We start from the raw sequence: 14,702 nt of genomic DNA, 5'->3' as shown, positions 1-14,702 counted from the left end.
CGGGAGCCCTAGGAGTCGGCGGAGAGCCGGTCGAAGAGCTGCAGCGCGGCCTCGCGCACCTCCTCGGGGGAGAGCCCGCCCAGGGTCTCCCTGGCCTGGTCGATGTCGCGGGTGGTGGCGAGCGTGATGGCCACGGACGAGGCGGCGGCGCGGTCGATCGATCCCGTCGGGGCGGCGTCGGCCAGCTTCTGGGCGCTCGCGGCGAGGTCGAGGTTGTCTCTCAACGGATCTCCTCGGATGGACGAAGACCCATTCTTGCAGTGCGCGCCCCCGGTAGGGGGTCAGCCTCGCAGCGGGTCGTGGCCGACGGACATCAGCTCGCGCCGCGACTCGTCGTCGGTCCGGCCGTCCAGGGTCTCGACCAGCTCGATGACCTGCCGCATCACGTCGAGATCGGTCCTGGTGAGATCGCCCTTGCGCTTGCTCAGGACGTGCAGCACGCCCCGTCCGAGCTCGTCGATGCCGAGGTCGGGGTCGGGCGGGAAGCCGTCCTCGTTCGACGCGTCCGCCAGCAGGTACGAGCGCAGCTCCTCCGAGTTCATGTTGACCGCGCGGTGGAACTCTTCCCAGAGCAGATCGGTGTCAAGGCTCTCAGTCATGGGTGCCGCCTACCCCGCAGACCTGGCGTTACGCGCCCGTCCAGATTCGTGGCGACATGGAGGTATTCGACCGTCGGCCCGAGCGCTCAGTGAGGTCGGACCCGCCGCGAAGGAGGGGGCGGCACGTGTCGCGCGCAGGGCCACGCGGTCTGCCAGCCGCCTGGCCCCGGCCGCGCGACACGTGCCGGGACGCTACAGCGGGGCGGGGCCGGTGCTGCCGCGCGGCGTGAGCGCCGCCGCCTGGTCCTCGTACGGGGGGACGCTCTCCCCGGCGATCAGCGCGAGCAGCCGCTGCGCCGCGTGCGCCCCGTAGGCCGGGATGTCGCGGGTGAGCGCCGTCAGCGGCGGCCGGACGACCCGCGACAGCGGCGAGTCGTCCCAGGCCACCACGGACAGGTCGCGCGGCACCTCGACCCGCATCTCCTGGGCCACCGAGAGCCCGGCCACGGCCATGATGTCGTTGTCGTAGATGATCGCTGTCGGCCGGTCGGGCGAGCTGAGCAGGCGGCGGGTGGCGCGGGCGCCCTCCTCGCCGGTGTAGTCGGTGTGGACCGTGACCGGCTCGGCCACCCCCTGGCACGCCTCGGCGAAGGCCCGGTCGCGCAGCGCGGTGTGCACCAGCTCGGGCAGCCCCGCCACCCGGGCGATGCGCCGGTGACCGAGCGCCACGAGGTAGCCGACCGTCTCGCGGACGGCCTGCCCGTCGTCGGACCAGATCGCCGACAGCGAGCCCGACTGCGACGGGTGCCCGATGACCACGGCCGGCATGCCGAGCCGCTCCAGCTCGCCGATCCTGGTGTCGGAGGTGTGCAGGTCGACGAGGAAGACGCCGTCGATGCGGCTCTCGCCCCACCAGCGCCGGTAGACCTCGCTCTCCTGCTGGTGGCTGGTGACGACCTGGAGCAGCAGCGCGTAGGACCGGTCGGCCAGCACCCCCTCGATGCCGCTGATCAGCTCCATGAAGAACGGCTCGACGCCGAGGACCCGGGCGGGACGGCAGAGCGCGAGCCCCACGCAGTCGGCGCGGGCCCCGTTGAGCGCCCGCGCGGCGCTGTTGGGCCGCCAGCCGATCTCCTCGGCGATGGCGACGATCCTGGCCCGTGTCGCCTCCGACACGCCGGGCTGCCCGTTGAGCGCGTAGGACACCGCCACTTTGGAGACGCCCGCCCTGCTGGCGATGTCGGCGATCGTCGGTCGCTTCACGGACTCCCTCTCTTGACCTGGCTCCCGCCCTGAACCGGGTAACCGCCTCTAACTGTAGGCCACCCGGAGCAGACCTCCGTTAACCGGTCAAGCCACGTGCCAGGGCCGCGCGTCCTGCGTCTCGTGCGCCTCCTCCGCCACCCGCAGCGCGAACGTCGGCCGCCCCGCTCCCTCGACCGGCCCCAGGTAGGTGTGCCCGGTGAGGTGGCACCAGGCCGGCAGGTCGACGGGCGCGGCCGGGTCGGTGGCGATCAGATGGATCACGGCGCCGGGGCCGGCGCGGCGCACGTGACCGCGCAGCTCGATGAGGAGCTGCACGCACAGCTTGTCGCCGCCGTCGACAACGAGATCAGGCATGCTTCCAGCAAATCATCCCTTGAGACCCGTGTGCGCCAGCCCCTCCACGAACTGCTTCTGCGCCAGCACGAACACCACGAGCACCGGCAGCGCCGTCATCGAGGCGGCGGCCAGCTGCACGTTCCACATGGGCCCGCCGTAGGCGTCCACGAACTGGGTGAGCGCCTGCGGCAGCGTGAATCGCTCCGGCGTGGTGAGGAAGACGATCGGCTCCAGGTACAGGTTCCAGCTGTGCAGGAACGTGAAGATCGCCACCGCACCGATCGCGGGCCGGGCCAGCGGCAGCCCGATCCGCCAGAACGTGGCCAGCCGCCCGAGCCCGTCCACCGCCGCCGCCTCGTCCAGCTCCTTCGGCAGCGCGAGGAAGAACTGCCGCATGATGAACGTGGCCAGCACGCTCGGCGCGCCCAGCACCGGCACGAGGATGAGCGGCCAGTGCGTGTCCGTCAGCCCCGCCGAGTGGAACAGCCGGAACAGCGGCACGATCGTGACCTCGCTCGGGATCAGCAGCCCGACCAGGATCACCAGGAACAACGCGTTCGAGCCGCGGAAGCGGATGCGCGCGAACGCCCAGCCGGCCAGCGCCGAGATCGCCAGCGTCCCGGCGGTCACCACGGCCGCGATGTAGAGGCTGTTCCAGTACTGCTGCGCGAACGGCTGCAGCTCGAACACCTGCCGGTACGCCTCCAGCCGCGGCGCGTTCGGCAGCAGCGACGGCGGGAAGGCGAAGATCTCGTTGACCGGCTTCAGCGACGAGGTGACCATCCACCAGGTCGGGAAGACGAACGGCACGCACAAGACGCACAGGACGCCGTACAGAAGAGTCTTACGTCTCAAGGAACACCCACCTCCTGCGCATCCGCCACTGCAGCACGGTGAGGGCGAGCACGATCACGAAGAGCAGCACCGACAGCGTGGCGCCGTAGCCGAAGTGGTGGAACTGGAACGCCTGCTGGTAGAGGTAGTAGACGAGCACGGTCGTGGACGTGCCGGGGCCGCCCTGGGTGAGCACCGCGATCTGGGCGAAGACCTGGAGCGACCCGGCGACCGTGATGATTGAGGTGAGCAGCACGGTCGGGCTGATCATCGGCAGGGTGATCCGGGTGAACCGGGCCCACGCGCCCGCGCCGTCGAGCCGCGCGGCCTCGTACAGCTCCTTGGGCACGCCTTGCAGCGCGGCCAGGAACAGCACCATGTTGAGCCCGACGTTCTTGAAGACCTGGACGGCGATCACCGACACCATCGCGCCCGAGCCCGTACGCAGCCAGTTGGGCCCCTCGACGCCCAGCACGTCCAGGAACGCGTTGACGCCGCCGTTCCGCTGGAGCATGAAGCCCCACACGATGGTCCAGGCCACCAGCGAGACCACCACCGGCGAGAAGAACACCGTACGGAACACCACCGTGCCGCGCAGCCGCTGGTTCAGCAGCACCGCGAGCAGCATCGCCAGCGACAGGTTGAACACCACCAGGCCAGCCGAGAACACCGCGGTCGCGGTGAGCACCTTGGGGACGTTCGGGTCGGCGAGGAGCTGCCGGTAGTTGTCGCCGCCGACGAAGTCGAAGGTGTCGGCCAGAACGTTCCACTCGTGCAGGCTGTAGTAGACGACCAGCCCGAGCGGCAGGAACACGAACAGCAGGCTGCCGAGCAACTGCGGGGCCACGAACGCGTAGCCGACCAGGTGGTCGCGGCGGCGCGCGGTCCACCAGCGACCGCCGGGACGGACGTCGATCGCCATCATGCCGTCACTTGGCCAGCATCGGCTGGATCGCGGCGCAGACCCCGGCGAGCGTCTTGGCCACGTCGGCGCCCGGCTGCCAGAGCGGGTCGAGCCCGGCCCGTACGGTCTGGGCCAGCTCGGCCTGGCCGGCGTGGTTGGGCTTGACCCGGCCGTTCGCGATGCCGTCGATGACGACCTGCTGGAGCTGCTCCGGCTTGAGCAGCGGGTTGCTCTTGCCCAGGCCGTCGGCGGTCAGCAGCGGCGTGCGCGGCGGCGGGAAGAACTGGCCGAGCTTGGCGGCGTTGTCCGGGTTGGAGAGGAAGGCCAGGAAGTCGGCGGCCTTGGCGGCATTCGGGCTCTTCTTGACCACGCCGACGCCGGCCTGGCCGATCACGCTGTAGCCGCCCTTCGGGCCGGTCGGCAGCGGGATCAGGTCCCACGTGAAGGTGGCGTCCTTGAGCAGGGAGGCGCGGGAGATCTGGGTGATCGTCATCGCGGCCTCGCCGGCGAAGAAGTCGGCCGTGGTGCCGGGACCGGGCAGCGCCTTCTTCTCGAAGATCGCCTTGTGCAGGAACGTCATCGCCTCGACCATCTCGGGCTTGGTGAAGCCGCAGGTCCGGCCGTCCTCGCTCCACGCCTCGGCGCCCCAGCCGCCCCAGACTGTGGCCAGGTTGTCCCAGCCCTTGTAGTCGAAGTCGCGGACCACCAGGCCGGCCTTGCCCGTCTTCGCGTTGACCGCCGCCGCCGTCTCGACCGCCTGCTCCCACGTCCAGCCGGCCTTCGGGACCTTCTGGCCCGCCTGCTTCAGCAGGTCCTCGTTGACGAAGACGCCGAAGGGCGAGGTGGAGAACGGGTAGGCGTACAGCTTGCCGTCCCGCTGCCACAGCTTCGTGGTCGCGGGGGCGAACTCCTCCGGCTTCACCAGATTGTCCAGGGGCGCGAGCGCGCCCGAGCCGACGAAGTCGGGCGCCGAGTTCTCCAGGATCCAGGCCAGGTCGGGCGCGTTGCCGCCGGCCATCTGCGTGGTCAGCGTGGTCGTGTAGTTCTCCAGCGGCAGTGTGTCGAACTTGATCGACGCCACGTCCTTGTGGGTCTTCAGATAGTCGGCGGCGATCGCGTTGAGCAGGTCGAGGTGCTCGGCGTTGCCGGTCCAGACCGTCATCCGCAGCGCGGCGGGCCCGCTCGCGGTCTCGTCGCCGCCAGAGCCGCAGGCGGTGAGGACGAGCAGTCCCGCGAGGCCGGCGGCGGCCAGGGTGATGCGCATCGGCGCTCCTTGCAGAGGGGGAGTACAGAAGGGGGGATCAGTAGCCGGTGACGTCCGGCCAGTGGAGTTCGACGCCCTGCGCCTCCAGGCGGTCCTGGAACGCGGCGAGCAGGGCCGGGTCCTGCCGCACGGCGTGCGGCGTGGTCGACCGGTCGAGGCAGAACGCCGCCAGCGCGCCGGCGGCCTCCCCGATGTTCCACTCGACCGGGTGCAGCCGGTAGCAGCCGTTGGTGATGTGCGTGGTGGCGAGGTTCTTGCCCGCCGGGAGAAGGTTCTCGACGCGGCGGGGGAGCAGCGCGCCGAGCGGGATCTCGAACGGGCTGTTCGGCACGTCGAGATAGTTGTCCCCGCCTGTGGACGGGTGCAGGTCGATGCGGTACATGCCGATGCCGACCGAGTCGGGGTAGCGGACGGCGCCCTTGTCGCCGCGCACGGCCAGCGACAGGTCCTGCTCGACGATCGTGTACGCGCCGCGGATGCGGCGGGACTCGCGCACGTACGGGGCCTGGGCCAGGCCGTCGGCCGAGCCGGTGACGTCGCCGCGCAGCCGCAGCCCCGGCCAGCCGGTGCCGCCGTCGGGACGCGGCGCCTCGGTCTGCATCCAGTACAGGACCGACAGCGACAGCTCCTTCGCCCGCCGCAGGTTCTCCGCGGCGTCGGGGACGTCGACGATCCCGCCCTCCAGGTAGTCGATCATCGGCCAGTTGACGAGGGTGATGTCGCTGGCGTACGCGCCCGGCGTGAACAGGTCCTTGGCGGCGATCCTGCGGAAGGTCCACAGGTTGCCGTCGCCGGGGTTGCGCCGCTGGTCGGCGTGGACCTGGAGCGGGTCGTCGCCCGGGTTGGGGGTGAAGGAACGTTCCGTGATCTCCAGCGTGCGCGGGTTCGGGCTGCGCCAGCCGAGGATCGGCCCGCCCCAGAACTCCGGCTGGTACGTCCGCCAGAAGTCGTAGCGCTCCGGCCGGTCGATCGTGTGGTCGCCGTCCACGTGGTCCATCGCGAAGCAGACGGAGACGGCCTGCATGTTGAGCGGCTGCGCGGTCGCCGGGGCGCTCGGCTCGCCGGTGTCGGCCTGCGACTCGAAGCCGGTGACGTACTCGGTGCCGGTCAGCGGCAGCAGCTCGCCGGTCTCGGTCGCGTCCAGGATGTACGGGGCCGTGACCCAGTGCTCGTCGCCGCCGTCGCGGTGCGCGAGCCGGACCGCCGTCACCCGGTCGCCGTCCACCTCGGCCGCCACCGGCCGGTACGGCTGCAGCACCGTCAGCCGCCCGCCGCCGAGGTAGGGGGCGAGCATGGCGTCGATGACCGCGACCGCCACCCGCGGCTCGTGGCACAGGGGGCTCACCCAGCCCGCGCCCGGATTGAGCGCCCGCCAGGCGCGCGCGCCCTCGGTGAGCGGGTAGTGGCGGCGGTAGTAGTCGCGGATGCCCTCACGCAGCGCCCGATAGCTCGCGGTGATGCCGAACTGCTCGACCCAGGTGTGCTCGTCGGACGGGACGGCCTGGCTGGTGAGCTGGCCGCCGAGCCAGTCGTACTCCTCGGTCAGCACCACCTTCCTGCCCGCCCGCAGGGCCGCGAGCGCCGCGGCCACCCCTCCGAGGCCGCCCCCGACGATCAGCACCTCGGTGCTCGACTCGCGCAACTCCGATCCTTTCACTTGGTGGGAGGCGCCAGGGTGACGCCCTCGGTCAGCTCGCACGGCAACAGCCGCTGGACGGGCGGTCCGCCCTCGATCAGCTCGGTCAGGTCCTCGACCGCCTGCCGGCCCATCTCCCTGCGCGGGATGAGGAAGCCGGTGAAGTCGATGTCGGTCGGCGCCGGGCGGGTGGGGTCGCCCAGGGTCAGGATCGACAGGTCGCCGGGAACGCTGACGCCGCGCCTGCCCAGCAGGTCGGCGAGGGCGACGGCGTCGGCGTACTCCTCGGCGAACACCGCCGTGACGTCCGCCGCCAGCACCCGCTCCGCCATGTCGGCGGCCTCGCCGGGCACGAGCCGCAGCGGACGCTCGACGGCGTCGGCGAAGCCGCGGAAACGGTCGGCGTACGACTCGGCGCCGACCCCGTGCCCCAGGTACGCGACCCGCTCGTGGCCCAGCGCGCGGGCCTTCACCACCAGGTCCCGGACGGCCGAGACGTAGTCGGCGCCGACGTACGGCACCGTGCCGCCCGCGTCGTCACGCCGCCCCACCGACACGAACGGGTAGCGCTCGCCCACCAGCCGCGCCAGGTCCTCCCGGTCCAGCTCGCGCCCGAGCAGCACGCATCCGTCGGCGAGGCGCAGCCGGTTGTCCTGGTGGTAGACGCGCTTGCGCCCGTCCACGGTGGGCGCGCTGGTGAACAGCAGCAGGTCGCACCCGAACTGCTCGGCGCACTCCTCGATCCCGACGAGGAACGGGTGGTAGAAATCGCCGGTCGCGCTCGGGAAGACGGGCTCGTAGGTGAACACCCCGAGCATGCGATTGCGCCGCGCCGCCAGCCGCCGGGCCGCCGGATCGGCGACGTACCCGGTCTCCCGGATCACCCGCAGCACCCGGTCCCTGGTCTCGGCCGGGATCCGCGAGTCGGCGCCGGCCCGGTTGTTGAGCACCAGGGAGACGGTGGTCTGGCTGACGCCCGCCAGGCGGGCGATGTCGCGCTGGGTGAGACGACGGTGTGACGAGGGATCGGGGGGAGGCATGACGTTCCTCAGCTAATGCGCATTAGCGCGAGGGGCAATGCCGGAATTGTTCGCCTCCCCCGCGCCGGGTGTCAAGGGTTCCCGCAGTGCTAATCCGGATTACCAACCCCGCCGGCCGGGCCGTCCCATGACTTACAAGTCATTCTCCAGTGCCCGTCTCTATCGTCATCGTCGATCCTCGTGCCCGAAGCGGCCGAGGAGGGGACGGCGACCGGTATGGCGCAGGGCGAGCCCAGGCGCGCGAGTGGACAAGGAAAAAAGAGATCATGATGGACTCCGAGGAAGGCCAGGCGATCGCCGCCACACGGATAACCGAGTGCTCGGAGGACGGATCAACCGACCTCGACCTGCGCCGTCTCCAGCTGAGCACGGTGCCCGGGTCACTCGCCCAGCTCACCGCGCTCGAACGGCTCAACCTGGGCGGCAATCAGTTGACCGTTCTGCCTGAGTGGCTGGGGAACCTCACCGCTCTCACCGAGCTCAACGTGGGCGGTAATCAGTTGAGCGTTCTGCCCGAGTCCTTGAGGAACCTCACCGCCCTCACCGTGCTCAACGTGGCCAGTAATCAGTTGACCGTTCTGCCCGAGTCCTTGAGGAGCCTCACCGCCCTCGAATCGCTCGGCCTGTACGGGAACCGGCTGACCGTTCTGCCTGAGTGGCTGGGGAACCTCACCGCTCTCACCGACCTCAACGTGGCCGGTAACCAGTTGACCGTTCTGCCCGAGTCCTTGAGGAACCTCACCGCCCTCGAAGCGCTCGACCTGGCCGGCAATCAGTTGACTGTTCTGCCCGAGTCCTTGAGGAACCTCATCGCCCTCGGTTGGCTCGACCTGTACGACAACCGGCTGACCGTTCTGCCCGAGTGGCTGGGCGACCTGCCCGCTCTCACCGGGCTCAACCTGGATGGCAACTATCTGACCGCTCTACCCGAGTCCTTGAGGCGCCTCCTCGATGTCGACTAGTTGCCGTTCAGGGGCCCGCCATGCGGCGTCCCGAACGCGCCCACGGGTCAGGAGATGCCGGGTGGGGAGGTGGAGTCGCGGATGACGAGTTGGCAGGGCATCTTGTGGACGCCGGGCGTCGCCTTGCCGTCGATCGCGGCGAACAGGTGCTGGGCCGCGGTCCGGCCCAGTGACTCCAGGTTCATGTCCACGGTCGTCAGCGCCGGCCGGGTCTCGGTGGACAGGACCTCCCAGTTGTCGTAGCCGACGACCGCGATGTCGTCGGGCACCCGCCGGCCGCGTTCGCGGGCGGCCTCGACGAAGCCGGCGGCGATCTGGTCGCTGCCACAGAAGACGGCGTCGATCTCGGGCTCGGACATCAGCAGCATCTCGGCGGCGTGCCGGCCCCAGCGTTGCGACCACGGGCCGGAGAGGGTCTGGCCGGCCTGGGGGAGGCCCGCCGCCTCCAGGGCGAGGCGGGCGCCCTCCTCGCGGTCGCGGGCGGCCTTGTAGTGGGTGGGGCCGGTGACGTGGGCGATGCGGCGGCGGCCGAGGGCGAGCAGGTGGTTGACGGCCATGGCGGCGGCGCCCACGTCGTCGGGCACGAACGAGACGTCCTCCGGGTCGTCGGAGGGTCCGTAGGCGTAGACGACCGGCACCGGCAGGTCCTTGCTCACGGACGGCCGCGGGTCGGTGCTCTCGCCCACGACGATGAGCCCGTCCACCCGGCGTGACAGCAGCGCCCGCAGGTGGTGCTGCTCCCTGATGGCGTCGCCGCGGGCGTCGCAGAGCAGCACGGCCATCTCGCCGGCTCCGAAGGCGTTCTCGGCGCCGAGCAGCACCGGGATGCCGAACCGGCCGACGCTGTCGGAGGTCAGCAGCCCGACCGTGCGCGTCTGGCCGGACAGCAGCCCCCTGGCGAGGGCGTTCGGCTGGAAGGAGAGCTGGGCCGCGGCGGCGAGCACCCGCTCGCGCGTGGCGGCCCGTACGTCCTGCCGCCCGTTCAGCGCCTTGGACGCCGTGGCGATCGACACCCCCGCCAGCGAGGCCACATCGTTGATGGTCGCCCGCTTAGTCGCCATGCTTCGAAACCCTTTTCGGTCGCTGTGAACTGCTTAGCACCCTAGCACCCATTGACAGAGGTCCGTGTTTCTTCTACGTTTCCGAAAACCTTTAAGTCCAGGAGCACAACATGAGACGAAGGCTGGCCGGGATCTCCCTTCTCGGTGTGTTAGCGCTCACGGCCGCGGCCTGCGGAAACGGCGGGAACGGCGGCGACGGCGGCGCCCAGGAGGCGGGCCCCGTCACGATCACGATGTGGACCCGCGCCGCCACCCAGACCCAGAGCGAGCGGCTGGTCCAGCAGTACAACAAGACCCATAAGAACCAGGTCAAGCTCACCGTCATCCCGACGGACAACTATCAGCCGCGCATCGCCGCCGCGGCCGGGGCCAAGCAGCTCCCCGACGTGTTCGCGGCCGACGTCATCTTCGTCCCGAACTACACCTCCCAGGGTCTGTTCCTGGACATCACCGACAGACTGGCGGCTCTGCCGTACAAGGACAAGCTCGCCCCCTCGCACATCAAGCTGGGCACGCTCGACGGCCGCATGTACACGCTGCCGCACACCCTCGACCTGTCGGTCTGGTTCTGGAACAAGGACCTGTACGAGAAGGCCGGCCTCGACCCCGAGCAGGGCCCGAAGTCGCTGAAGGAGTTCGCCCAGCAGGCCACCGCCGTCCAGGAGAAGCTGGGCAAGGACGGCAAGGTCCACGGCACGTTCTTCGGCGGCAACTGCGGCGGCTGCTACGTCTTCACCTTCTGGCCCTCCGTCTGGGCGGCCGGCGGCCAGGTCATGAACGCCGAGGGCACCCAGTCGCTCAACGACCAGCCCGCCATGACCGAGGTCTTCAAGATCTGGCGCGAGCTGTACGAGAAGAAGGTCACCGGCCCCACTGCCAAGGAGGAGCAGGGCCCGACCTGGACGGGCTTCTTCCCGAAGGGCGAGATCGGCGTCATGCCGATGCCCTCGACCACGCTCGGCCTGATGCCCAAGGACATGAAGATCGGTGTCGCCCCGATCGCCGGCCCCGACGGCGGCGAGTCGACGTTCGTCGGCGGCGACTCGATCGGCATCAGCTCCACCACCAAGAACGCCGACGCCGCCTGGGAGTTCCTGTCCTGGACGGTCGGCGACGAGGCCCAGGTCGAGGTCATGGCCAAGAACAAGGACGTGCTCGCGCGCACCGACCTGGCCGGCAACAAGTACTCCTCCGAGGACCCGCGCGTGGTGCTGATCAACTCGCTGGTGGCCAAGGGCCAGACCCCGTTCGCCCTGCGCTTCGGCCAGACCTTCAACGACCCGCAGGGCCCGTGGCTGCGCTACGCCCGTGAGGCCGTCTTCGGCGACGCCTCCAAGCTCCCGCAGCTCAACACCGAGATCACGAAGTCCCTGCAGCAATGACCTTGACGATGACCCGTTCCGGGCGGCGGGCGGCCCACGGCACGCCCCCCGCCCGGTGGCGGAGCAGGAAGATCCAGGGCTGGCTGTACGCGGCACCGACGGCCGTCATCGTGGGCGTGCTCTTCGTCGCGCCCCTGGTGCTGGTGGTCTGGATGTCGCTCAACCGCTGGCCCCTGCTCGGCGCCCCGGCGTTCAACGCGCCGGACAACTACACCAAGATCGCCGACAACCCGCTCTTCGTCGACGCGGTGCTCTTCACGCTGAAGTACACCGCCCTCACCACCGTCCTGCTGTCGGCGGTGGCGCTCGGGCTGGCCCTGCTCGTGCAGGACCGCAGGCCGGGCATCGGGTTCTTCCGCACCGCGTTCTTCCTGCCGGGCGCGGTCGGCTTCGCGGCGGCGGGCCTGCTGTTCTACGGCATGCTGAACAACGACTTCGGCCCCATCGACCCGATGCTCCAGGCCATCGGCCTCACCAGCGAGCCGGTCAAGTGGATCGGCACCCCGAACATGGCGCTGTTCTCCACGATCACGCTGGTGATCTGGCGCTTCGCCGGGTTCAACATGCTCATCCTGCTCACCGGCCTGCAGGCCATCCCGACCGAGGTGTACGAGGCCGCCCGCAGCGACGGCGCCAACCGCCGGCAGATCTTCACGAGGATCACCCTGCCGCTGCTGCGCCCGACGCTGGCCCTCATGCTCATCCTCAGCGTGACGGGCTCGCTGCTCGCCTTCGACCAGTTCTTCGTCTTCACCAACGGCGGCCCGGACAACAGCACGGTGTCGATGGTCATGGTCGTCTACCGGGACGCCTTCTTCCGTTTCGACCTCGGCGGCGCGGCGGCGCTGTCGGTCGTGCTGCTCGTGGCCCTCGTCGGCCTCAACACGTTCATGATGCGGAGGCTGCGATGAGCCGCTATCTCACGCTGTCGGCGCTGGCGGTGCTGTTCCTGTTCCCGCTGGTGTGGAGCGGTTGGGCGTCGCTGGAGGACCCGTCCAACTACCTGGAGATGGCCGGCTTCGGCGAGGGCCTCGGCACGTACGCCACCAACAGCATCCTCGTCTCCGTCATGACCGTGGCCGGCACGCTGGTCGTCTCGGCGCTCGGCGGCTACGGCTTCGCCCGCTTCGACTTCCCCGGCAAGAACGTGCTGTTCCTCGCCACGCTGGCGATCCTCATGGTGCCGTACGCGACCATCCTCATCCCGCTCTACGTGCTGCTCGGCTACCTCGGCCTGCAGAACTCGCTCGTCGGGCTGTCGCTGGTGTTCGTGATGTTCCAGCTCCCGTTCGCGCTGTTCATGATGCGCAACGCGTTCGAGGCGCTGCCGCGCGAGCTGGAGGAGGCGGCGCTGGTGGACGGCTGCGGCACGTTCCGCGCCTTCTCCGGCATCCTGCTGAAGGCCGTGCGGCCGGCGCTGATCACGGTCGGGCTGTTCGCCTTCCTCGCCTCGTGGAACGACTTCTTCGCGCCGCTCATCCTGCTCAACGACGGCGCGTCGTTCACGCTGCCGGTGGCCGTGGTCAGCATGACGCAGCGCACGTTCGGCGCCGTCGACTACGGCATGCTCCAGGCCGGCGTCATGGTCATGGCCATCCCCTGTCTCGTCCTGTTCATCGTGCTGCAGCGCCACTACGTGCGCGGATTCATGTCAGGAGCTCTGCGTGGCTAATCCCGTCCTGCCCTCATCGGGCGTCCTGTCCCCCCTCGGCCTCGACGCGGTACGCCTCTCGCCCGGTTTCTGGGGCGACCGGGTGGCGCTCAACCGCGAGGTCACGATCGCCCACTGCCAGGAATGGGAAGAGCGCGAAGGCTGGATCGGCAACTTCCGGGGCGAGCGCCCGAGGCGGGGCCGCGAGTTCAGCGACTCGGAGATCTACAAGCTGCTGGAGGCCATGGCCTGGGCGGACCATCCGGGGCTGCCCGCGCTGGCCGAGATCGTGGCGGGCGCGCAGGAGGGCGACGGCTACCTCAACACCCGCTGGACCGGCAGCCGCTACACCGACCTGGAGTGGGGCCACGAGCTCTACTGCTACGGCCACCTCATCCAGGCCGGGGTGGCCCGGCTGCGCACGCACGGCGAGGACACGCTGACCAGGGTCGCGGTGCGGGCCGCCGACCACGTGTGCCGCCGCTTCATGGAGGGCTCGCAGACCTGCGGGCACCCGGTGATCGAGATGGCGCTGGTCGAGCTGTACCGGGCGACGGGGACCGAGCGCTACCTGGAGATGGCCCGCCGTTTCGTCGAGCGCCGCGGCCTGCCCGCGCTCGCCGACATCCCCTTCGGCCGCGCCTACTACCAGGACGACCAGCCGGTACGGCAGGCCCAGGTGTTCCGCGGCCACGTCGTACGGGCCCTCTACCTGGCCTCCGGCGTCGTGGACGTGGCCGTCGAGACCGGCGACGAGGAGCTGCTGAAGGCGGTCGAGGCGCAGTGGGAGCGCACGGTCGCCCGGCGTACGCACCTGACCGGCGGCATGGGCTCGCGCCACACGGACGAGTCGTTCGGCGAGGACTACGAGCTGCCGCCCGACCGGGCCTACAACGAGACCTGCGCGAGCATCGCCTCCGTCATGCTGTCCCACCGGCTGCTGCTGGCGACCGGCGACGTGCGCTACGCCGACCTGGCCGAGCGGACGCTCTACAACATGCTGGCGACCGGCGTCGCGCTGGACGGACGCTCGTTCTTCTACGCCAACCCGCTGCAGGTACGGGTGCCCGCCGTGCCGCTCGACGGGGTGAACCACGGCCCCGAGGGCGGGCTGCGCTCGCCCTGGTTCGACGTCGCCTGCTGCCCGAACAACATCGCCCGCACGCTGGCCTCGCTGCCCGCGTACGTCGCCACCGCCACGGCGGACGGCATCCAGATCCACCACCCGACCCCGGCCGAGATCAGGCACGGGGAGCTCGCGGTCAAGGTGGAGACCGGCTACCCGTGGGACGGCGCGGTGACCGTACGGGCGCTGACCGGCGGCAGGGGCAGGATCGCTCTTCGCGTCCCGGCCTGGGCGGAGGGCGCGCGGCTCACGCACCGCGGCGAGGTCCGCGAGGTCGCCCCCGGGTACGCCGTCGCGGACGGCCCCTGGCGGACCGGCGACGAGCTGCGGCTGGAGCTGCCGATGGCGCCGCGCTGGACGTTCCCCGACCGGCGCGTGGACGCGCTGCGGGGCAGCGCCGCCGTGGAGCGCGGGCCGCTGGTCTACTGCGCGGAGTCGGTGGCCGACGAGCCGCCGCTCGGCGACCTCGCCGCCCGCGTGGCCCCGCCCGTGGAGCACCACGTGGACGGGGTGGTCGAGCTGGAGGTCGCCGCGTCGCTCGGCGGCGGCAGCGAGCCGCCGGGCTGGCCGTACGGCCACGAGCCGGACGGGCGTCCTTCGGGTGCGGACGCCGGTCTGCGGCTGGTGCCGTACCACCGGTGGGGCAATCGCGGCCCCGCGACCATGCGGGTCTGGCTGCCGGTCGGGGCCGGGGAGTGACC

The 14,702-nt window shown here is 70.6% G+C and carries 15 protein-coding genes; 5 read left to right on the top strand and 10 right to left on the bottom strand.

Annotated elements, in window-relative coordinates; translation table 11 throughout:
- Positions 1–8: 8 nt before the first annotated feature.
- The 9 genes from ABD292_RS25735 to ABD292_RS25695 all read right to left on the bottom strand — a co-directional run bounded on the left by ABD292_RS25735 (position 9) and on the right by ABD292_RS25695 (position 7,819).
- Positions 9–224 (bottom strand): hypothetical protein, encoded by a 216-nt coding sequence (locus ABD292_RS25735; RefSeq protein ID WP_344211499.1) that lies wholly within the window; start codon positions 222–224, stop codon positions 9–11.
- 57 nt (positions 225–281) lie between these two features.
- Positions 282–599, bottom strand: a complete 318-nt coding sequence (locus tag ABD292_RS25730; RefSeq protein ID WP_344211497.1) for a DUF3140 domain-containing protein — start codon at positions 597–599, stop codon at positions 282–284.
- A 192-nt stretch (positions 600–791) separates the two neighbouring features.
- Complete coding sequence (locus ABD292_RS25725; protein WP_344211495.1) at positions 792–1,802, bottom strand: LacI family DNA-binding transcriptional regulator; 1,011 nt, start codon at positions 1,800–1,802, stop codon at positions 792–794.
- A gap of 87 nt (positions 1,803–1,889) precedes the next feature.
- Positions 1,890–2,159, bottom strand: a complete 270-nt coding sequence (locus tag ABD292_RS25720; RefSeq protein ID WP_344211493.1) for a sulfurtransferase TusA family protein — start codon at positions 2,157–2,159, stop codon at positions 1,890–1,892.
- A gap of 12 nt (positions 2,160–2,171) precedes the next feature.
- Positions 2,172–2,996 (bottom strand): carbohydrate ABC transporter permease, encoded by an 825-nt coding sequence (locus ABD292_RS25715; RefSeq protein ID WP_329589420.1) that lies wholly within the window; start codon positions 2,994–2,996, stop codon positions 2,172–2,174.
- On the bottom strand, positions 2,986–3,900 hold the full coding sequence (locus ABD292_RS25710) for a carbohydrate ABC transporter permease (protein WP_344211490.1): 915 nt from the start codon (positions 3,898–3,900) through the stop codon (positions 2,986–2,988). The genes ABD292_RS25715 and ABD292_RS25710 overlap by 11 nt, the downstream gene beginning before the upstream one ends.
- Positions 3,901–3,904: 4 nt before the next feature.
- Positions 3,905–5,143 (bottom strand): ABC transporter substrate-binding protein, encoded by a 1,239-nt coding sequence (locus ABD292_RS25705; RefSeq protein WP_344211488.1) that lies wholly within the window; start codon positions 5,141–5,143, stop codon positions 3,905–3,907.
- Between the two features lie 37 nt (positions 5,144–5,180).
- On the bottom strand, positions 5,181–6,785 hold the full coding sequence (locus ABD292_RS25700) for an FAD-dependent oxidoreductase (protein WP_344211486.1): 1,605 nt from the start codon (positions 6,783–6,785) through the stop codon (positions 5,181–5,183).
- Positions 6,786–6,796: 11 nt separating this feature from the next.
- The gene (locus ABD292_RS25695) at positions 6,797–7,819 is read right to left on the bottom strand and encodes a LacI family DNA-binding transcriptional regulator (RefSeq protein ID WP_344211484.1); all 1,023 of its coding nucleotides are present in this window, start codon (positions 7,817–7,819) and stop codon (positions 6,797–6,799) included.
- Positions 7,820–8,085: 266 nt separating this feature from the next.
- On the opposite strand from ABD292_RS25695, the gene ABD292_RS25690 reads away from it, so the two are divergent.
- A complete protein-coding gene (locus ABD292_RS25690) occupies positions 8,086–8,781 on the top strand; it encodes a leucine-rich repeat domain-containing protein (RefSeq protein ID WP_344211482.1) in 696 nt (231 codons plus the stop codon).
- A 47-nt stretch (positions 8,782–8,828) separates the two neighbouring features.
- Here the strand turns inward: ABD292_RS25690 and ABD292_RS25685 are convergent, their stop codons facing one another.
- Positions 8,829–9,842: a LacI family DNA-binding transcriptional regulator gene (locus tag ABD292_RS25685; RefSeq protein ID WP_344211480.1), complete on the bottom strand. Its 1,014-nt coding sequence runs from the start codon at positions 9,840–9,842 to the stop codon at positions 8,829–8,831.
- A 110-nt stretch (positions 9,843–9,952) separates the two neighbouring features.
- Between ABD292_RS25685 and ABD292_RS25680 the strand changes: the two genes are divergently transcribed.
- Genes ABD292_RS25680 through ABD292_RS25665 form a run of 4 tightly spaced genes read left to right on the top strand, consistent with a single transcriptional unit; the run spans position 9,953 to position 14,700 of the window.
- Positions 9,953–11,224 carry an ABC transporter substrate-binding protein gene (locus ABD292_RS25680; RefSeq protein ID WP_344211478.1) on the top strand — a complete coding sequence of 424 codons (1,272 nt, stop codon included), beginning with the start codon at positions 9,953–9,955 and terminating at the stop codon, positions 11,222–11,224.
- Complete coding sequence (locus tag ABD292_RS25675; RefSeq protein ID WP_344211476.1) at positions 11,221–12,135, top strand: carbohydrate ABC transporter permease; 915 nt, start codon at positions 11,221–11,223, stop codon at positions 12,133–12,135. Before ABD292_RS25680 ends, ABD292_RS25675 begins: the two co-directional genes overlap by 4 nt.
- Positions 12,132–12,896: a carbohydrate ABC transporter permease gene (locus ABD292_RS25670; RefSeq protein WP_344211474.1), complete on the top strand. Its 765-nt coding sequence runs from the start codon at positions 12,132–12,134 to the stop codon at positions 12,894–12,896. The genes ABD292_RS25675 and ABD292_RS25670 overlap by 4 nt, the downstream gene beginning before the upstream one ends.
- Positions 12,889–14,700, top strand: a complete 1,812-nt coding sequence (locus ABD292_RS25665; RefSeq protein ID WP_344211472.1) for a glycoside hydrolase family 127 protein — start codon at positions 12,889–12,891, stop codon at positions 14,698–14,700. Before ABD292_RS25670 ends, ABD292_RS25665 begins: the two co-directional genes overlap by 8 nt.
- The last annotated feature ends 2 nt before the right edge of the window (positions 14,701–14,702 follow it).

Origin of the sequence: Nonomuraea bangladeshensis (genome assembly GCF_039529455.1) — a bacterium.
Classification (GTDB): domain Bacteria; phylum Actinomycetota; class Actinomycetes; order Streptosporangiales; family Streptosporangiaceae; genus Nonomuraea; species Nonomuraea bangladeshensis.
Note: the sequence above shows the minus strand (reverse complement) of the source record. Positions and strands in the feature narration are given on the sequence as shown.